Here is a 20,361-nt window from a genome sequence, read left to right on the forward strand (position 1 = left end):
GACTCATTACCGATCTTGGAGCGCGCGATCATGGAACACACGGATGTCGTCATCGTCGGTTCGGGCTTCGGCGGACTCGCCGCTGCCAAGCAACTGAGCAAGTCACGAATCAATTACGTCCTGATCTCGAGCACGCCCGAGCACCTGTTCCAGCCGCTTCTTTACCAGGTGGCGACCGGGGTGCTCGCACCGGAGGAGATCGCCCCGCCGATCAAGAACGTACTGCGCCGTCACCCCGAAGCCGACGTCCGGCTCGGCAAGGTGACCGGTATCGATGCCGACGCAGCCGTCCTCACCTACGAGACCGCCGAGGGTACCCGTCAGATCAGCTACGGCTCGTTGATCGCCGCGACCGGCGCCAGCCAGAGCTACTTCGGCCGCGACGACTTCGCCGACAAGACCTTCTCGCTCAAGACCATCGACGACGCGCAGCGCCTGCGTGACCAGATCGCCTCGGTGTTCGCCGCGGCCGAGAAGGCCGACGAGGCGACCCGCCGCAGGCTGCTCAGCTTCGTCGTCGTCGGCGCTGGCGCGACCGGCGTCGAGGTGGCGGGCCAGATCAAGGAGCTCGCCAAGCGGCACTTCCACCAGGAGGTCTCGGTGACCCTGGTCGAGGGCGCGGGCGCGGTGCTGCCGCCCTTCGGCGGCGGGCTCTCGGAGTACGCGAAGCGCTCGCTGACCGACAGCGGCGTCGAGGTGCTGCTGGGCACCTTCGTCACCGATATCGACGAGGGCAAGGTGACGGTCAAGGATGCCGAGGGCATCGAACGCGGTATCGCCGCCGAGACCGTGGTGTGGTCGGCCGGTGTGCAGGCGGGCGGATTCGCGGCGCTGCTGGCCGAGGCCACCGGGGCCGAGACCGATCGCGCGGGCCGGCTGCTGATCAACCCCGACCTGACTGTCGGCGGCCACGCCGACATCTACGCCATCGGCGACATGACCTCGCTCAACGGCTACCCCGGCCAGTCGCCGGTCGCCATGCAGGAGGGCCGCCACGCCGCCGACATCATCCGGCGCAAGAAGGACGCGGGCACCCCGTTCGTCTACTGGGACAAGGGCAGCATGGCGGTGATCAGCCGCTTCAGCGCCGTCGTGAAGCTCAACGACCGGATCACCTTCCGCGGCACCATCGCCTGGGCGATGTGGCTGGCCGTGCACCTGATGTATCTGGTCGGCTTCCGCAACCGCTTCGCCGCGGTCGCGTCGTGGCTGGTGGCCTTCATCGGCACCGCCCGTCCCGGCTTCGACGACGCCGCGCGGACCGGCAAGCGCATCGAACCCGCGCGATCAGCCGCCTGACGACACCGCGATCGGCCCGCCGTGCGACGGCGGGCCGATCACCGTTTCCGGGTCATCGCGATGCGGACCGCCAGGGCGGATCTCGCAGCCCGATTCAGCGCCGAAACCGGACTTTTCGGCTAGAAACCCGCAGGTGGGCGAACGATGAGCAGCGCATCGGTGAACGCGCGGTGTGATGCGAGCCTCGTTCACCGAACGGGCATCGACACGACACCGATGTGTCGCTCCGATGCCAGCTCGGACTGGCTTCATCAGCGGTATGACAATTTCGTCCGTGTTGACCGCGCCGGCGCCGGACTCCGGGGTGGGGAAGTCTCGGTACTCTCTGGTCGTCGCGTCCGATGCCGAGCACAGGAAAGCCGCCCAGCGGCTCCGATTCCAGGTCTTCGCCTCCGAACCCGGGTTCCAGATGCCCGACGACGGGACCGGCCTCGACGCCGACCGGTTCGACGAGCACTGCGACCACCTGCTGGTCCGTGACGAGTTCACCGAGCAGTTCGTCGGCTGCTACCGCATGTTGCCGCCGGACAAGGTGAGCGCCGCGGGCGGGTATTACACGGCGACCGAATTCGATCTCACCCAGCTCGACCCGACCGGCTATCGGATCGTCGAGATGGGCCGGGCCTGCGTGGTGCCCGATCACCGCAACGGCTCGGTGCTGACCCTGATGTGGGCCGGCATCCTGCACTACATCCAGCTCACCGGTTACGACTGGGTGATGGGCTGCGTCTCGGTGCCGATGCAGGACAGCCCCGCGGACCCGGCCGGTGTGAACGTGCGCGGCGTGCGCGACATGCTGCTCGGCCGCCACGCTTGCGACCCCGAGCGTCGCGTGCACCCGTACCGCCCGGTCGTCGTCGACGGACTGTCCCTCGACGAGCTGACCCCGCCGAGCAGGCCCAAGCTGCCGCCGCTGTTACGCGGTTACCTGCGCCTGGGTGCCGAGATCTGCGGCGAACCGGCGCACGACCCCGACTTCGCGGTCGCCGACTTCGTCGCCCTGCTCGGCATGGAAACCATCAACACCCGGTATCTGGAGCGGCTGCAGAGCGCGGCCGCCAATTTCGACGGGAAGTAACCGCCATGGTGTTCGACGCGCCGCCCGCCACTGCATCGCACTCGTGGATGCCGTCGAGCCCCTGTGGGTCTCGCTGCATCGAACCGATCGACGAGGTCGGTACCGCCAGAGTCCTCGCCCGGCTGGCCGGCGTGATCGGACTCGTGCTGACCTTCCCGGTGCTGACCGCCGCGACCCCGAAGTCGCGACGCGAGAACCTGCAGCGGCGCTACGCCCGTGCCGCGCTCGGTTGCCTGGGGATGCGGCTGCGCATCGTCGACAACCGCGCGGCCGGGCAGGGCGCGTCGAACGCCGGTTTCGCCGATCCCGGCACCGCGGTCATGGTCGTGACCGGCCACATCGGCTGGGCCGACGTGGTCTCGCTGGCCGCGGTGCAGCCGGTCAGCTTCGTCGCCAGGGCTGACATGGTCGACTGGCCGGTGCTGGGCAAGCTCGCGCAGCTCACCCGGGTGATCCCGATCGAGCGGGCGCGGCTGCGTGAACTGCCGGGTGTGGTCGGCCAGGTCGCGCAACGGCTCGCCGAGGGCAATCGGATCGCCGTCTTCCCGGAGGGCACCACCTGGTGCGGCCGGGCCTACGGTTCGATGCGGCCCGCCATGTTCCAGGCCGCGATCGATACGACGACCCCGGTCCAGCCGGTCCGGCTGCGCTACCTCGACCGGCACGGCGTGCCGTGCACGGTGCCCGGATTCGTCGGCGAGGACACCTTCGCCGATTCGGCCAAGCGGGTGCTGCGCAGCAAGGGCATGGTCGCCGAGATCGTGCTCGAGCCGCTCGAGTATCCCGGGCTCGACCGCCGCGATCTGGCTCGCCGGTGCGAGATCGCGGTGCGCGGCACCGATCGCTCGCGCCACGGCGTGCTCGACACCGAATGGATCGAATCGGGGAACACGCGCGTACAAGATCCGTCGGTCGATCAGCAGGTGCCGGAATCGGTGTCGGCTACCGCCTGGTAACTATTCCCGACTCGACTCGCCCTTGACCGGAGACCGTGTGTGCGGTCTCCGGTCAAGGTGTTCGCGGACTCCGATAGCGGAGGATTCGCAGGTCCGCGCCCGGTGGGGGATTCGGCGTGAAATGTGAAACGGTCATATCCGCTACGAAGTTGTTCGCCCTGCGTATGACCTGCATATGACCTGCGTTACATACTGGACAGTCGGCTATACCCAGTTGTTGCGAACCGAAACCTCCAAATTGCCGCTGCACCAAAATTGATGTCATATTTGCGGTACCGTCACGCAGGAATTTCCCGATACCCCGGTGTAGCCGAGAGTCCAGGCGACGTTCGAGCAGTGCGATCGCTGGGGTGATCGATGGTGAAGGGAAACACATACCGGTGACCGAGCAAGCTTCTGGCGTCCGCTCTTCCGCCGCACGGCGGGGCCGTCGAGCGCCCGTGTCCACGTTGCCGCGCCTGCTGATGGCCGCCGTGGAGCGCGCACCCGAGGCGCCCGCGGTCAGCTTCGCCGGGCAGACCATCACCTACGCCGAACTCGACCAGCAGTCCTCCCAGCTGGCCAGGGTGCTGATCGGTCGTGGCGTCGGCCCCGGTGACCGGGTTGTCCTGGCGCTGATCCGGTCGCTCGAGGCGATTGTCGCGCTGTGGGCCGTGGCCAAGACCGGGGCCGCGTTCGTGCCCGTCGACCCGCGCTACCCGGCCGAACGCGTCGCGCACATGCTCGCCGACTCCGGCGCCGGACTCGGCCTGGCCCTGGCCGCCGACGCGGCGCGGCTCGACGCGGGACTGCGGTGGCTGGCACTGGATTCCGCCGGGTGCCGCGAGGAACTGGCCTCGGCCCCGGACGCGCCGGTGTCCGCCGCCGAGCGCACCCGCAGGCTGTTCGGCGACGACATCGCCTACATCATCTACACCTCCGGATCGACCGGCGTCCCCAAGGGCGTCGCCGTCACCCACACCGGCCTGGCCGGGCTGTGCGCCGAGCAGATCCGCCGCTTCGGGATCACCGGTGCGTCCCGCACCCTGCACTTCGCCTCGCCCAGCTTCGACGCCAGCATCCTCGAACTGCTCCTGGCCATCGGGGCCAGCTCGACCATGGTGATCGCCCCGCCCGACATCTACGGCGGCGACGAGCTGACCGACCTGCTGCGCGCCGAGCGGGTGACCCACGCCTTCATCACCCCCGCCGCGCTCGCCGGGGTCGACGGGTCGGGCCTGCCGGAGCTGGCCGCCATCGTCGTCGGCGGCGAGGCCTGCCCGCCGGAACTGATCGCGCGCTGGTCGCCCGGCCGCAACTTCTACAACCTCTACGGCCCGACCGAGACCACCGTCGCCGCCTCGATCAGCGATCCGCTGACCCCCGGCGACCTGATCACCATCGGCGGCCCGATTCCCGGCATGTCCGCGCTGGTCCTCGACGCCCGCCTGCGGCCGGTGCCGGATCGCGCCCCCGGCGAGCTGTACCTGGCCGGGCCCGGCCTTGCCCGCGGCTACCACGAGCGCGCCGGGCTGACCGCGGCTCGTTTCGTCGCCGACCCGATCACCGGCGGCAGGCTCTACCGCACCGGTGACCTCGTGAAATGGGAACTCGCCGCCGGCGGCGAACCCCAGCTGGCCTTCCTCGGCCGCACCGACGCCCAGGTCAAGCTGCGCGGTTTCCGTATCGAACTCGGCGAGATCGACGCCGTACTCACCTCCGACGACTCCGTCCGCTTCGCGACCACCCTCGTGCGCACCCTGCCCAGCGGCGTCGACGCGCTCGTGGCGTACGTGGTGCCCGCGGCGGGCGCCACGGTGGACCCGGCCGCGCTGACCCGCCTGGCCGGGCAGCGGCTGCCGCAGCACGCGGTCCCCGCCGCCATCGTTCCCCTCGAACGACTGCCGCTGACCCCGGTCGGCAAGCTCGACTACAAGGCACTGCCCGAACCGGAACTCACCGCCCGCGCCTTCGAAGCGCCGCGCACCGGCACCGAGGAAGCCGTGGCGACGGTCTTCGCCGAGCTGCTCGGCGCCGACCCGATCGGCCGCGACGACGACTTCTTCGCCCTCGGCGGCAACTCCCTGCTCGCCACCCAGCTGGCAGGCCGCCTCGGCGCGATCACCGGGGTGCGCGTGCCCGCCCGGACGGTCTTCGAGCACGGTACGGTGGCCGACCTCGCCGCCGCGCTCGACGCCCTGGTCGGTGCCGCGGCCGTGCGGGTGCCGCTGACCCGCCGCGAGCGCGGTGAGCGGGTGCCGCTCTCGCTCGCCCAGCAGCGCATGTGGTTCATGGCGCGCTTGGACCCCGGATCCAGTGCGTACAACATCCCGGTCGCGCTGCGCCTGTCCGGCCCGCTCGACGCCACGGCGCTCACCGCCGCGCTCGACGACGTGCTCGAACGGCACGAGGTCCTGCGCACGGTGTACCCCGAGCACGACGGCCAGGGCTACCAGCGCGTGCTGCCGGTGGCCGAGGCCGGACTCGACGTCGCCGTCGCCGCGATCGCCGAGAGCGACCTGCGGATGGAGCTGGCCCGGCTGACTTTCGGCGGCTTCGACGTCTGCGAGCGAGTTCCCGTGCGGGCCGCGCTGTTCCAGCTCTCGGAGTCCGAGCACGTGCTGGCCGTGGTGGTACACCACATCGCCACCGACGGCTTCTCCCTCGGCCCGCTCACCCGCGACCTGATGACCGCCTACGTCGCCAGGACCAAGGGCGCGGCGCCGGACTGGGCGCCGCTGCCGGTGCAGTACGCCGACTACACCCTGTGGCAGCAGGAAATGCTCGGCGCCGCCGAGGATTCCGGCTCGCTGCTGGCCAAGCAGCTCGGCTATTGGCGCGGCGAGCTCGCGGGCACGCCGACCCTGCTGGAGCTGCCGACGGACCGGCCGCGTCCGCCGATCGCGGGCAGTCGCGGCGCCGCGCACCACTTCGCGCTCGAGCCCGCCGTGCATCAGGCGCTGGAAGATCTTGCGCGCGAACACAATGCCTCGCTGTTCATGGTGGTGCGGGCCGCGCTGTCGGTGCTGCTGGCGCGCGTCGCCGGTACCGACGACGTCACCGTGGGCGCCCCCGTCGCCGGACGCGGTGAGCCCGAACTCGACGACCTGGTCGGCATGTTCGTCAACACCGTGGTGCTGCGCACCCGCGTCGACGCCGGCGAATCCTTTGCCGCCCTGCTGGATCGGGTCCGCGAGACCGACCTGGCCGCCTTCGCCAACGCCGATGTGCCGTTCGAACGCCTTGTCGCCGAACTGGATCCGCCGCGCACCCAGGCGCATCACCCGCTCTACCAGGTGGCGCTGTCGTTCCAGAACTTCGGCGGCGCCCGGCTGGAACTGCCCGATCTGGTGGTGTCGGCGGTCGATCTCGGTGACGAGGTCGCACCCGTCGACCTGCAACTGACCGTCGTCCCGCACGAGGACGACAACGGTCCAGCCGGCCTGCGCTGCTCCTGGCGCTACGCCACCGACCTGTTCGACGAATCGACGATGGCCACGCTGGGACAGCGCCTGGCCGGGCTGCTGAGCGCGGCCGTGGCCGCACCGCACCGGCCCGTCGGCGATCTGCCGCTGCTGACCGAGGCCGAGCGCAGCGAGCCGTCCGGCGACGTGCGACTGGTGCCCGACCCGACCCTGCTCGACGAATTCCGCGCGCAGGCGCTGCGGCGTCCCGACGCGCCCGCGGTCACCTTCGCCGAGTCGACCCTCACCTACGCAGAGCTCGCGAGCCGGGTCAACCGGCTGGCCAGGCTGCTCGTCGCCACGGGCGTCGGCCCCGGCGCCACCGTCGGCGTCGCGATCCGGCCGTCGCTCGACCTGGTCGTCGCCATGTACGCGGTCTTCGCCGCGGGCGGCGCCTACGTGCCGATCGACCCGGACTCACCCGTCGACCGGCGTGCCGACATCCTGTCCGCCGCGCACCCGGTCTGCGTGCTGACCACCGCGGCCGACGCGGTCGAGGTCGACGGGCTGCCGGTGGTCTCGGTCGATCTCGTCGCGAATTCCGGCGCGCTGTCCGCCTTCTCGGATGCCTGGCTGACCGATGCCGACCGGCTGCGGCCGTTGCGCACGCTGGATCTGGCGTATGTCATCTTCACCTCCGGCTCGACCGGCAAGCCCAAGGGCGTCGGTGTGCCGCACGCGGCCATCGTCAACCAGGCGGCGTTCATGGTCGGTGAATACGGGGTGGGGGACAACGACACTGTCCTGCAGTCGATTCCGTGGACATTCGACGCCTCGATGATCGGTTTCGCCACCCCGCTGCGCGCGGGCGCGCACATGATCGTGGCCGCCGCGCACGGTCTCACCGATCCGGCCTACCTGGCCGATCTCATCGCCCGGCACCGGGTTACCGGCACCACCATCGTGCCGTCGGTGCTGCAGATGCTGCTCGAGGCCGCACCCGCGGGTTCCCTGCGCTCGGTCCGCGCCGTGTGGGTCGGCGGTGAGGCGCTGCCCAACGCGACGATCGCCCGCTACACCACCGCCACCGCGGGCAGGCTGCACAACCTGTACGGACCCACCGAGGCCACGGTGTCCATCACCGCCGCCGACGTGACCGAGATCGGCGACGGGATCGTCCCGATCGGCAAGCCGCACTGGAACTCTCGCGCCTATGTCCTCGATGCCCGGCTGCAGCCGGTGCCCGTCGGCACCCCCGGTGAGCTGTATCTGGCCGGTGCGCAGCTGGCTCGCGGCTATCTGGGCAGCCCGGACAAGACGACCGAACGCTTCGTCGCCGACCCGTACGGTCCCGTCGGCGAGCGCATGTACCGCACCGGCGACCTGGTCCGCAGACTGCCCTCGGGTGACCTGACCTACCTGGGCCGCACCGACGTTCAGCTCAAACTGCACGGCCTGCGCATCGAACCCGGCGAGATCGAGGCCGCCTTGCGCACGCATCCGGCCGTCGCGGGCGCCGCGGTGGCGGTGCACCACGAACAGCTCGTCGGCTATGTCATCCCGGCGGCCGATCAGACGGTCGATGTCGCCGACGTGCAGGCGGCGATCCGAACCCTGTTGCCGCCGTACATGATTCCGCACCGGTTGCTGGTACTCGACGAGTTCCCGCTCGGCGCGACCGGCAAGCTCGACCGCAAGGCGCTGCCCGCGCCCGCCGTGGAGATCCGCGAATACCAGGCCCCCGGCACCGCGGACGAGCAGATCGTGGCCGAAGTGTTCGCGCAGGTCCTCGACCTCGACCGGGTCGGCCGTGACGACGACTTCTTCGTCCTCGGCGGTACCTCGCTGTCGGCGATCCGGGTCCGCGCCGCGCTGGCCGAACGCCTCGACATCGAAGTGCCGCTGCGCCTGCTGTTCAGCTATCCGCTGGTCAGCGACCTGGCACTGGCCGTACGCGACGAGTCATCGGCCTCGGCCGCCGGCCCCGATCCGGCCGTCGACGCGATCCTCGATCCCGCGATCGACCTCACCGGCTGCGCACCCCAGCGCGTCGGCGATCCCGCCACCATCCTGCTCACCGGCGCCACCGGCTTCCTCGGCAGCTTCCTGCTGCGCGAACTGCTCGAGCAGACCGGTGCCACCATCCACTGCCTGGTCCGTGCCACCGATGACGCGAGCGCCGTGGACCGGGTCGTCGCGACCGCCGCGAAGTACAGCATCGACGTGACCCCGTACCTCGACCGGATCGTCGGCGTGCCAGGCGATCTCGCGCGCCCGAACCTCGGCATCGACCCGCTGCGCTTCGCCGAGCTGGCCGCCCGGATCGACGCGATCTATCACAACGGCGCGCTGGTCAACCACCTCGAGCCGTACGGCCGGATGCGGGACGCCAATGTCGGCGGCACCACCGAGGTGCTGCGCCTGGCCACCACCACCCGGGTCAAGCCGATCCACTACGTCTCGACGCTGTCCGTGCTGGCCGGTATCCCGCAGGACAATGGTGTCCCGGGCGGTCTGCCCGGTTACGCGATGACCAAGTGGGTGGCCGAACAGCTGGTGCACACCGCGATCGAGCGGGGAATCCCGGTCGCCGTCTACCGTCCCGGCCTGATCACCGGCGACTCCCGCACCGGCGTCGCACCGGCCGAGGACGCCTGGTGGACCATGCTGCGCGCCATGCTGGTGCTCGGCGTCGCCGTCGACGTGCGGGCGATCGGTGTCGAGATGGCGCCGGTGGACCACGTCGCGGCGGGCATTGTCCGCCAGTCCCGCGATGCCGCCGCGATCGGCAACATCTACCGGGCGGCGGGCGCTCAGGTGCCGCTACAGGTGGTCTACGAGGAGATCCTGCGGCGCGAGTACCGATTCGACTTCATCGACCCGATGGAATTCGGCCTGGCCCTGACCACGGCCGCCGAGCGCGTCGACGCCGATCCGATCCTGGCCCGTGCGTCGGCCCTCAGCGGCAACTACGCCGCCGCCATCGCACAGGCGAGCCCGGCGACGGTCCTGAGCGCTGTCGAATCGGCGGCCCCCGCGGAGCCCTACCGCGGCCTGCCGATCGAATTTCCGGCGGTCGACGCGGCCGTCATCGGCCGCTACTTCGATCACTACATCGAGGTCGGCTTCTTCCCGGCCCCTGGCGCCGGGCACCTCACCCCGGCGTGAGGTGTCCCGCGGGAGCCGTGCTCCCGCGAACATGCGGCGAACCATTTCACATCCATCCACTCGGTGGTTCCGAATCAGATGCGAAGGAGTCTCTCTTCCACAGCATTTGATAGGAAGGTTCGACATATGAGCACACAACGGTCACTGCGCACGACGCTCGTCGCGGGCATTCTCGGCGCCGCGGTGTTCGCCGCGAGCGCCCCGGCACTGGCTGAGACTCCGCCAGGCGCTGAGCCAGCGGGTTCGAATGCCGTCGCCACGGCGCAGGGCCTGGTCCTGGATCTGACTCATGTCGGGCTCGCTCCCATTCCGGTGGCGAGCCTGCCGGTCCCGGTGGGCGAACCCGGCGGCACTGCGGATCCGATCGCGGTGCCCGTACCCGCGCCGACCGATGTGCTGCGGATCGGCAATGTGCAGGTCGGCAGGCCGGACGTCATCCCGCCCGAGCAGGCGGCCCAGTTCAACGCCACACTCGGCGGCGCGGAGACCTCGCTGGCGCGGATGCTGGACGGGCAGGGGTTCGAACCCGCCCGGTCCGATCAGATAGCCGCCAGCGTGTTCGGCAAGGCCGCGCAGGGTGCGGCGGTCGGTGCGATCGTGGCCAGCCCGATCGCCGTGGCCGCCGGGATCATCGGCGCGGCCGTCGGCCTCGTGGTCGCCCTCCCCTTCGCGCCCGCCGGACTCATCTTCATGCCCATCATCGCCTCCACCCTCGCCGCAGGCATGGTGATAGCGCCGTTCGCCGCGATCGGCGCGGGCGTCGGGGCTGTCGTCGGCGGCATCGAAGGGGCGCAGGCTCCGCTGCCCGCACCCTGAGGCCGCACCGGAAGCCTGAGGCTGGGCCGACCCGCAGGAGCGGTGCTCCTGCGGGTCATGGCGATCAGCTCGCGTAGTCGTAGAACCCGCGGCCGGACTTGCGGCCGAGGCGACCCGCGTCCACCATGCGGCGCAGCAGCGCGGGCGGGGCGAGGTGCGGCTCGGCGAACTCGGCGTACAGCGACTCCGAGGCGGCCAGCGCGATGTCGAGGCCGACGGTGTCGAGGAGGGTCAGCGGGCCCATCGGGTAGCCGCAGCCGCCCTTCATGGCCGCGTCGATGTCCTCGGCGGTGGCGTAGCCCGACTCGAGCATCCGGATCGCCGAGCACAGGTACGGGATGAGCAGCGCGTTGACGATGAAGCCGGAGCGGTCACCGGCCTGCACGGTCATCTTGCCCAGGGTGTTCTTGGCGTAGTCGGTGACGGCCGCGGCCGCTTCCGGCGCGGTCACCAGGGTCGAGATGATCTCGACCAGCGGCATCACCGGCACCGGGTTGAAGAAGTGCACGCCGACGACCCGCTCGGGACGCTCGGTGGCGCCTGCCACCTTGATCACCGGGATCGAGGAGGTGTTGGTGGCGAGGATGCCCTCCGGCTTCACGATCTTGTCGAGCTTGCCGAAGATCTCGTACTTCAGCGACTCGATCTCCGGCGCGGCCTCGATGACCAGGTCGCGGTCGGCGAACTCGTCCATGTCCAGGGTGACCCGCACGCGCGCGATGGCGGCGGCGGCCTCTTCCTGGGTGATCTTGCCGCGGGCGACGCCCCGGCTGATCGAGGTCGCGATGCGCTGCTGCGCGGCGTCGGCGAACTCCTGCTTGGTCTCGAGCACGAGCACCGAGCTACCCGCCTTGGCACAAACCTCCGCGATGCCGGCACCCATGGTGCCGCCACCGATCACTCCGATCAACTCCACTGCAGAACTCCCAACATCGCATTGCCCTGGCTGTCCCGGGGATTATTTCACCCGAGCTGGCACTCAGTGCCACAGGCCGTCGAAAGCGCAGGCCGGCGAGGATCCGAACACGACTGGGCCGCCACCGGCTCGACAGGGGAGTGGTGGCGGCCCAGTGGGTTTCGGTTATCGCACCGGTGTCAACTCCGGCTCGGCGGGTTGCTGTCGGTCGCGACGGAGGAGCGAGTGCCTGCGGCCGTAGGCGAAGTAGACGATGACACCGAGGGCCATCCAGATCACGAAGCGCAGCCAGGTCTCGATCGAGAGGTTGACCATCAGCCACAGGCACGCCAGCGCGCCGAGGATGGGAACCACCGGGACGAACGGGACGCGGAAGCCGCGCGGCAGATCGGGGCGGGTCCGGCGCAGTACCAGCACGCCGACCGACACCAGCACGAAGGCGACCAGGGTGCCGATATTGACCATTTCCTCGAGCGTGCCGAAGTCGACGAAACCGGCCAGCAGGGCGCAGACCACGCCGACGATGACGGTCAACCGGACCGGTGTGCCCTTCTTGCCGGTCTGGGCGAGGCCGCGGGGCAGCAGACCGTCACGGGCCATGGCGAACAGCACCCGGGTCTGGCCGAGGAACATCACCATGACCACCGTCGACAGACCGGCGAGGGCGCCGATGGCGATGATGTTCTTCACCCAGGTCGCGCCGTGGATGGCGAAGGCCGTGGCGAGGGTGGCGTTGCCGTCGGCGAGTTCGGTGTAGGACACCATGCCGGTGAGGATCAGCGAGACCGCGATGTAGAGCACGGTCACGATGGCGAGCGAACCCAGGATGCCGCGCGGGATGTCGCGCTGCGGATTGCGCGTCTCCTCGGCGGTGGTGGCGACCACGTCGAAGCCGATGAAGGCGAAGAACACCAGGCTGGCCGCGGCGAGCAGGCCGTACCAGCCGTAGCTGGTGCCACCGGACCCGGTGACGAAGGCGAACAGCGACTGCCGCAGCCCTTCGGCCTTCTCCGACGCTTCCGCGGGCGGAATGTAGGGCGTCAGGTTCGACGGCTTGAAATAGGTCGCCCCGACCACCAGCACCAGCGCGATCACCCCCAGCTTGATCGCGACGGCGATGGCCGAGACTCGCGACGACAGCTTGGTGCCGGTCGCCAGCAGCACGCCGACCACCGCGATGATCACGACCGCGCCCCAGTCGAAGGTCACCGAGCCGACGTGGACCACCGGCGCCGACGACCCGAGCACATTGCCCAGATACTGCGACCAGCCCTTGGCGACCACGGAGACCGCCAGCGCGAATTCCAGGATCAGATCCCAGCCGATGATCCAGGCGATGACCTCACCGAAGGTGGCATAGGCGAAGGTGTACGCGCTGCCCGCCACCGGAACGGTGGAGGCGAATTCCGCGTAGCACAGGGCCGTCAGCCCGCACGCGATCGCCGCGAAGACGAAGGCGAGCGAGACCGCGGGCCCCGCCACCGTGCCCGCGGTGCGTGCGGTGAGGGTGAAGATGCCCGCGCCGATCACCACCGCGACACCGAAGATCGTGAGGTCTTTGGCCGTCAGATCCTTGCGTAGCTTGGAATCGGGATCATCGGTATCCCGGATCGACTGCTCGACAGACTTGGTGCGGAACAGGCCGCTCGTGATCGCCACTGTGGTCTCCTCTTCGAAACTCGGGCGCGCTCAGAGCGACCGGGGGATGGCGTCGAGGCGGCGCTCGGCGAATCGGTTTGCGGCAGCACCGGTCCCGATGCCCTCGGCCTTGGCTGCGGCGATGATCTCGCGGCAGCGCGGGTAGATGTCGGCGACCTCGGCTTCCACCTCGGCCGGGGCCGCGGCGCGCAGCTCGCCGGCCACCTGGATGAGTCCGCCGCCGTTGGCGACGAAATCGGGCACCCAGGTGATGCCGCGATCGGTCAGCGCCTGTTCGATATCGGGTGTCGCGAGCTGGTTGTTGGCGGCGCCACAGATGAGCTTGGCCTCGATCGTCGCGGCGCTCGACGCGGTGAGCGTGGCGCCCATCGCGCACGGGGCGTACACGTCGACGGGTGCGGTGGACACCGTGGACAACAGCCGCACCGCGGGCTGTTCCGCGGCGATACGCCGCAGTGCCGCCTCGTTCACATCCGTGACGCAGACGTCGGCGCCGTCGGCGAGCAGCAGGGCGGTGAGCTCGCGGCCGACCTTGCCGACACCCTCGACCCCGACGGTGCGGCCCGCCAGTGTTGGTGCGCCCCAGACGGATTCGGCTCCGGCGCGCATCGCGTGGAACACGCCGAGCGCGGTCAGCCTGGCGCTGTCACCGCTGCCGCCTGCGGCGACGCTGCGGCCGGTGACGTGGCGGGTGTGCTTGCCGATGACATCCAGATCGTCGGTGTCGGTGCCCACATCACCCGCGGTGATGTAGCGCCCGCCGAGCGTGTTCACGAAGCGCGCGTAGGCGGCGAGCAGTTCCTCGCTCTTCATGGTCGCCGGATCACCGATGATCACCGCTTTGCCGCCACCGAGGTCGACGCCGGCGGCCGCCGCCTTGTAGGTCATGCCCCACGACAGCCGCAGCACGTCCTGCAAGGCCGCGGACTCGTCGGCGTACGGGTAGAAGCGAGTCCCGCCCAGGGCCGGGCCGAGCGCCGTCGAGTGGATCGCGATGATCGCCTTCAGCCCCGACTTGTCGTCCTCACAGAACACCACCTGCTCGTGGGCGCGGGCGCTGAGCTCGTGCGATCGGCCGAAGACTCCTGCCTCGGTGTGCACAACGGTCACTGTCGATTCCTTTCCTGTTGCCGCCCAGCACGGGTCGTGCCCTGGGTCGGGCGGTGTGTGGTGCCGCGGGTCCGCGGCGGTTTTGCGGTGCCGCAGGTGCGCGGCGGTGTTGTCGTGCCGCGGGGAGCGGCGCAGTTGCGTCCCGGTCAGTACTCGATGCCGAGCTCTCGGAGTCCGGCGCGGTACAGCTCGACATTGCCGAGCTTGATGTCCTCGTAGCCGCGCACGACATCGGGAAGAGCGGCGGCCGCGGTGGCCGTGTCGTAGTTCGCCGGGTCCAGGTCGCTCGCCAGGCGAGCCACCATGGAGGTGTAGTGGGCCAGCAGTTCCCGCTCGACCTTGCGCACGTGGGCGTAGCCGAAGGGATCGAGCCGGGTGCCACGCAGGAACTTGCCCTTGGCGAGAACCTTCAGCGCCACATGCGATTTCGGTGCGAGCCCGATCTTCTTGCGACGGCCCATCGCGCGCAGGGCCGGGGGATGCAGCTTGTAGGTGAGCTTCTCGCCGCCCGGCACCTGGGCCTGCACCTCGGCGAGGAAGGCGGGATCGACCAGCAGCCGCGCCACCTCGTACTCGTCCTTGTAGGCGGTGAACTTGTACAGCCCGCGCGCCACCGCCTCGCTGAACTCGGTCCGCTCGGTGACGGCCCGCTCGGCCGACCAGGCGAGTTCGACGGTCTCGACATACCGCCGAGCTACCTTGGCATTCTGGTAGCCCACCAGCTCGGCCGCCCGCAGTTCCACGAGCCGCCGCACCTCGCCCTCGAAGCTGGTGTGCGCCAATACTTCCGCGGGTGCCACCGGCGGGGTCCGCCGCGGCTGCCCCTCATCGACAGCCGCGGCGAACGCCGCCGGATCGGCGACGGCGACGCGCCCCCAGCGGAAGGCCGCGATCGTCGCGTCCACCGCGACGCCGTTGATGCCGATGGCCTCCTCGATCGCCGCGACGGGCAGTCGCAGCCCACCGGACTGGACCGCCGCACCGACGATCAGGAAGTTGGCCGCCGCGGTGTTGCCGAACAAGGTCTGCGCCGCCGCGAGCGCGTCGAAGTGGCTGATCGAATTCGTCACCGTCGCAAGCCGATCCAGCAGCGAATCGGCGGCGGGGTAGGTCACCGACTTGTCGTAGACCATGTCGCCGGTCGGGGTCTGGCTCGTCGAGGCCACCGCCACGGTGCTCGCCGCGTCGCCGTACTGGAGATAGCGGGGATCGGTCGCGGTGAGCAGATCGACGGCGAGCAGGCAGTCCGCGCTGCCCGGGGTGAGCCGGTTCGACGGCTCCAATTCCCCGGTGGAGAAGCGCAGGTGGGACACTACCGGCCCGGCCTTCTGGCTCAGGCCGATCTGATCCAGGCTCTCGACCTCGTAGCCGGCCCGCAGGGCAGCCGTGGCCAGGACCTGGTTCACCGTCACGATGCCGGTGCCGCCGATGCCCGCGATCAGCACGTTCTGTGTCCGCTGCGGCGCGTCGGCACCGGGGTCGGCGACCACGGGCGGCTCGACGGCCTTGCGCGGCTTGGTTGTGCCCTTATCCGGAACCACTTCCACCGTGACGAACGACGGGCAGTCGCCGTCCAGGCAGCTGTAGTCGGTGTTGCACGAGGTCTGATCGATGCGGGTCTTGCGGCCGAATTCGGTGTCGACCGGCTGCACGGACAGGCAGTTCGACTTGGTGCCGCAGTCGCCGCAGCCTTCGCAGACGGCCTCGTTGATCACCACCCGGGTGTTGCGGACCGGCAGCGCGCCGCGCTTGCGCTGCCTGCGCGCATCGGCGGCGCAGTGCTGATCGTAGATCAGCACGGTGACGCCCTCGACCTCGCGCAGCAGTTTCTGCGCCTCGTCGAGCCGGTCGCGGTGCCACAGCAGCGTGCCCTTGGCCAGTGCCCGCTTGGTGTGGCGCTGGGGTTCGTCGGCGCAGATGATGATCTTGCGGACGCCCTCGACGGTGAGCTTGTGGGTCAGCTGCGCGACGGTCAGCCCGCCCTCCACGTCCTGGGCGCCGGTCATCGCGACGACCTCGTTCCACAGCAGCTTGTAGGTGATGTTCACCCCGGCCGCGACGCAGGCCTGCACGGCCAGCTGGCCGGAATGGAAGAACGTGCCGTCGCCGATGTTCTGGAACAGGTGCGGCACGTCGGTGAAGGGCGCCTGCCCGATCCACTGGCTGCCCTCGCCGCCCATCTGGGTCAGCCCGGTGACCGCGCTGTCGGTGCGGCCCGACATCGTCACCAGCGTGTGGCAGCCGATGCCACCGCCGCCGATCGAGCCGTCGGGCAGCGCGGTGGAGCGGTTGTGCGGGCAGCCGCTGCAGAAGTACGGGGTTCGCTTGGTGGACAGCACCTCGAGCGGAAGTGGCGGCGGCGCAGCCCGTTTCAGCTCGACCCGCTCGCGCAGCACCCGACGCAGCGGCGCCAGCAGCCGTCCGGCGGTGAGCTCGCCGTCGACCGGCATCAGCCGGCTGCCGCGTGCGTCGTGCTTGCCGAGGATGCGCGGGGCGGCGGTGGTGCCGTAGAGGATCTCGCGGATCTGGGTCTCGATGAACGCGGTCTTGTCCTCGACCACGATCAGTTCGTCGAGCCCGCGGGCGAACTCGGTGACGGCGGCCGCGCCGACGGGATAGGGCATGCCGATGCGCAGCAGCCGGATGCCGGCCCGGTGCATGGCCGCCTCGTCGACGCCCAGATCGAGCAGTGCCTGGCGGACCGCGTCGAAGGTGGTCCCGGTGGCCGCGATGCCCACCTTCGCCTCGGCCGGATCCACCTCGATGGTGTCGAGGGCGTTGGCCGCCGAGAAGGCCTGCACCGTCGCCCAGCGCGGCCCGTAGAGGTCGGCCTCGGCGAGCACGCTGTCGGTCGGCGCCGCCATCGGCCGCTGCCGGTAGGTGAAAGGCTTTCCCTCCCACTGCACTTCGGGCACCGTGACGGCGAGATCGGCCACGTCCGCATCGACCGTCCACGCGCCGTCGGCGACATCGGCGACGATCTTCAACGCCACCACGCAGCCCGAGGCCCGCGACATCGCGATGCCCTGCATCCCGAGGGTGATGATCTCCTCGGCGTTGCGCGGGAACAGCACCGGAACGCCCATGGCGGCCAGCGAACGCTCGCTGACGGCGGGCACCGTCGACGACTTCGACGCCGGATCGTCGCCGACCAGCAGCAGGACGCCGCCGCGCGGGTTCACGCCGTACATGTTGGCGTGGCGAATGGCATCGGTCGCGCGATCCACGCCGGGACCCTTGCCGTACCACACGCCGACCACACCGTCGTGGGTCGCCTGTCCGGCGGGCAGGTCGGCCTGGCTGCCCCAGACCGAGGTGGCGGCCAGTTCCTCGTTGAATCCGGGGACGAAGGTGATGTCGTGTTCAGCGAGCACGTCCGGCATGCCGAGCAGCATCTTGTCCACCCCGCCCAGCGGACTGCCCTGATACCCGGACACGAACGTCGCGACCCGGCGCCCGGCGCGGATATCGCGCACATGCTGTTCCACCATCAGCCTGGCGATGGCCTGCACGCCGGTGAGCAGGACCGGACCGGCCCCGGAGCGATAGCGATCGGCGAGGTCGTAGGGCGCGGCAGGCTCGGCCTGCGGCCGGGCGGTCGGACAGACGACGGTGGTCATAGACGCCTCACCACACTTTCCACAACCCAGATCGTGAGCTGCGCAACGAAGGAACTTGCTATCGGTGCAGCGAAATGTGCCGTGGAGGGGCAATCGGTGTCAACAGTCAGTCGAAAAGTTGATCAGTCTGCTCAAAAGTGATCTAGACCACTGGGTCGGATGTGCCAATCTGCTCGAGCGGAGAGACCTGCGTCACATCACGGCTGGTTCGTCCGCTTGGTCAAATGGTCGACCAGCGGCAGGCTCCGGTACCCGATCGGCGTGGCCAGCGCGAGCATCGTCTCGGTGTGGTTCACGCCGTCGATGGCATGCACCCGCTGGATGATTTCCAGCAGATCCTGCTGTGATTGCGCCGCGATGCGGACCAGCAGATCGGCGCGACCGGTGGTGGCGTGCGCCTCGAGCACGTGCGGGAAGCCGCGCAGCGTCTCGATGATCGGATCCATCTTGTTCTGATCGAGTTCGATGCCGAGGAACGCGTGCACGGCGAACCCGATCGCCTGCACATCGATATCGGGCGGATAACCACGCACCGCGCCCGAGGATTCCAGCCGCTTCATCCGCGCCTGCACCGTGTTGCGGGCGATGCCGAGCCGCTGCGCCAGCTCGAGAATCGGCGCCCGCGGGTCGCGCGCCAGTTCGGCCAGCAACGCGGCGTCGAGAGCATCGAACTTGATGGTCATGGGCGCATTGTGGCACGGCGGAAACCGGACCTGCGCGGAGGAAGCTCTTCGAGAACCGATAAGGTGATACAGGGGGTTACACCTAGTTTCTCCCGTCGTCGCGATCTATCCGGAGATGTACATGGGCCCCTTGTCGGTTGCGCTGCGCAATGCGGTCGCACTCTTCAGCGACGGCGTCGAGCCGTACACGCCGACGCCGTCGGACATCGTCTACGACGAACCGCACCGTCGGCTCCTGCGCTACCGTCGCGCCACCCCGGCCACGGGCAATCCCGTGCTCCTGGTTCCACCGCTGGCGGTGACCATTTCCTGCTACGACATGCGGCCGAGTCAGAGCCTGGTGCGCTTCCTGCTCGATCTGGGTCGCGAGGTCTATGTCATCGACTATGGCGAGATCACCTACGCGGACCGCGATCTCGGCTTCGAGGAATGGGTCGACGACATCGTGCCGACGGCGATCGCCACGGTCGGCGCCGACACCGAAGGCGCCGCTGTCGAGCTGATCGGATGGTCGTTCGGCGGCACCATGAGTGTGCTCACCGCCGCGGCGCACCCTGACCTGCCGATCGGCTCGGTCACCGCGGTCGGTACCCCGTTCGACCAGCGGCGCAACGGCCAGATCTCGCTGGCCCGCCGGTTCGGCCAGCTCACCGGCGGCCGCGAGGTCACCCTGCCGGTCCGGGTCGCCGGTGGCGTTCCGAAGTACGGGGTGCGGGCCGGATTCCGCATCCAGTCGATCGACCGTGAGCTCACCAAGCCCTGGTACATCGCCCGCAATATCGCCGACACCGAGGCACTGGCCCGCATGCAATCGGTGGATAGATTCATGGACACCATGCCCGGCTACCCGGGCCGGTTCTACCGCCAGGCCTATCGCCAACTGATCATCCGCAACGAAATGCTGAAGGGCACAGTGCATTTGCGCCCCGACCGCGCGATCGACCTCACCGAACTCATCGCGCCGACCCAGCTGATCGGTGGCACCAAGGACGCCCTGGCTTCCTCGGCGTCCGTCGCGGCAGGCGTCCAGGTCCTCACCGGCGCGCCGGAGGTCCGCTTCACCGAGGTCCCGGGAAGCCACCTCGGCATCATCGCGGGCCCCGCCGCCCGCGACACCACCTGGGCGACCATCGCGGACTTCCTCGGCAGCGTCCGCTCATCCCCCGGACGCCGTCGCCGACCCGCTGACCGGGCATCGTCTGCGGGGTTGCGGGCGCTCTGAACTCGGCAGACCCCGGCCGAAGCGCTCGGCCGGGGTCCGCCGCCGACGGCGTCGCTACTAGCGGATCTCTCGGGTGAGCCGGGACGACCACGGACACCAGAAGCAACCCGGCAGGAATGCGCCGCAAGCCTCGTCCAGGTGGTCTTCGAGGTAGTTGATGGCCGAGTCGCAGACCTCGATCGCCATGGTGAAGAAGGTGATCGTGTCGGGGTCGAGATGGAAGCTCCAACCCGGGTTGTAGTCGACCGCCTGTTTCCTGATGCGTCCCATGACATGGATCGACATCTGCTCCTCGCCGGACAGAATCCGACGCGCTTCCTCGATGCGCTGCTCATTGGTGAGCCGGATAACGAATTCCTTGCCGGAGTAATCGGTGAATGCGAAGTCCGCCATGACACATCTCCCTGCCAAAAGTTGGTGGATGGAGTTTGCGTGCGGTTCTGCATCAGAG

12 protein-coding genes are annotated in these 20,361 nt (G+C 69.5%); 6 read left to right on the top strand and 6 right to left on the bottom strand.

Annotated features, from left to right (window positions below; genetic code table 11):
- Positions 1-30 precede the first annotated feature (30 nt).
- The 5 genes from IEY60_RS12620 (at position 31) to IEY60_RS12640 (ending at position 10,700) form a co-directional block, all read left to right on the top strand.
- Positions 31-1,299, top strand: a complete 1,269-nt coding sequence (locus tag IEY60_RS12620; RefSeq protein ID WP_189027251.1) for an NAD(P)/FAD-dependent oxidoreductase — start codon at positions 31-33, stop codon at positions 1,297-1,299.
- A gap of 259 nt (positions 1,300-1,558) precedes the next feature.
- On the top strand, positions 1,559-2,377 hold the full coding sequence (locus tag IEY60_RS12625; RefSeq protein WP_189027253.1) for a GNAT family N-acetyltransferase: 819 nt from the start codon (positions 1,559-1,561) through the stop codon (positions 2,375-2,377).
- Between the two features lie 5 nt (positions 2,378-2,382).
- Positions 2,383-3,333: a lysophospholipid acyltransferase family protein gene (locus IEY60_RS12630; RefSeq protein WP_189027255.1), complete on the top strand. Its 951-nt coding sequence runs from the start codon at positions 2,383-2,385 to the stop codon at positions 3,331-3,333.
- 440 nt (positions 3,334-3,773) lie between these two features.
- Positions 3,774-9,884 carry a non-ribosomal peptide synthetase gene (locus IEY60_RS12635; RefSeq protein WP_189027257.1) on the top strand — a complete coding sequence of 2,037 codons (6,111 nt, stop codon included), beginning with the start codon at positions 3,774-3,776 and terminating at the stop codon, positions 9,882-9,884.
- Positions 9,885-10,010: 126 nt separating this feature from the next.
- Positions 10,011-10,700 (top strand): hypothetical protein, encoded by a 690-nt coding sequence (locus IEY60_RS12640; RefSeq protein ID WP_189027259.1) that lies wholly within the window; start codon positions 10,011-10,013, stop codon positions 10,698-10,700.
- A gap of 64 nt (positions 10,701-10,764) precedes the next feature.
- On the opposite strand, the gene IEY60_RS12645 is transcribed toward IEY60_RS12640, so the two are convergent.
- The 5 genes from IEY60_RS12645 to IEY60_RS12665 all read right to left on the bottom strand — a co-directional run bounded on the left by IEY60_RS12645 (position 10,765) and on the right by IEY60_RS12665 (position 18,688).
- Positions 10,765-11,616 carry a 3-hydroxybutyryl-CoA dehydrogenase gene (locus IEY60_RS12645; RefSeq protein ID WP_189027261.1) on the bottom strand — a complete coding sequence of 284 codons (852 nt, stop codon included), beginning with the start codon at positions 11,614-11,616 and terminating at the stop codon, positions 10,765-10,767.
- Positions 11,617-11,781: 165 nt separating this feature from the next.
- Positions 11,782-13,275: an APC family permease gene (locus IEY60_RS12650; RefSeq protein ID WP_189027263.1), complete on the bottom strand. Its 1,494-nt coding sequence runs from the start codon at positions 13,273-13,275 to the stop codon at positions 11,782-11,784.
- A gap of 30 nt (positions 13,276-13,305) precedes the next feature.
- Positions 13,306-14,385: a Glu/Leu/Phe/Val dehydrogenase dimerization domain-containing protein gene (locus tag IEY60_RS12655; protein ID WP_189027265.1), complete on the bottom strand. Its 1,080-nt coding sequence runs from the start codon at positions 14,383-14,385 to the stop codon at positions 13,306-13,308.
- 146 nt (positions 14,386-14,531) lie between these two features.
- A complete protein-coding gene (locus tag IEY60_RS12660) occupies positions 14,532-18,005 on the bottom strand; it encodes an indolepyruvate ferredoxin oxidoreductase family protein (protein WP_189027267.1) in 3,474 nt (1,157 codons plus the stop codon).
- 197 nt (positions 18,006-18,202) lie between these two features.
- Positions 18,203-18,688: an Lrp/AsnC family transcriptional regulator gene (locus IEY60_RS12665; RefSeq protein WP_189027269.1), complete on the bottom strand. Its 486-nt coding sequence runs from the start codon at positions 18,686-18,688 to the stop codon at positions 18,203-18,205.
- A 121-nt stretch (positions 18,689-18,809) separates the two neighbouring features.
- Between IEY60_RS12665 and IEY60_RS12670 the strand changes: the two genes are divergently transcribed.
- On the top strand, positions 18,810-19,910 hold the full coding sequence (locus IEY60_RS12670; RefSeq protein WP_229739734.1) for a polyhydroxyalkanoate synthase family protein: 1,101 nt from the start codon (positions 18,810-18,812) through the stop codon (positions 19,908-19,910).
- A 57-nt stretch (positions 19,911-19,967) separates the two neighbouring features.
- Here the strand turns inward: IEY60_RS12670 and IEY60_RS12675 are convergent, their stop codons facing one another.
- Complete coding sequence (locus IEY60_RS12675) at positions 19,968-20,303, bottom strand: BP74-related protein (RefSeq protein WP_189027271.1); 336 nt, start codon at positions 20,301-20,303, stop codon at positions 19,968-19,970.
- Positions 20,304-20,361 lie beyond the last annotated feature (58 nt).

This window comes from Nocardia rhizosphaerihabitans (assembly GCF_014646295.1).
Lineage (GTDB): Bacteria > Actinomycetota > Actinomycetes > Mycobacteriales > Mycobacteriaceae > Nocardia > Nocardia rhizosphaerihabitans.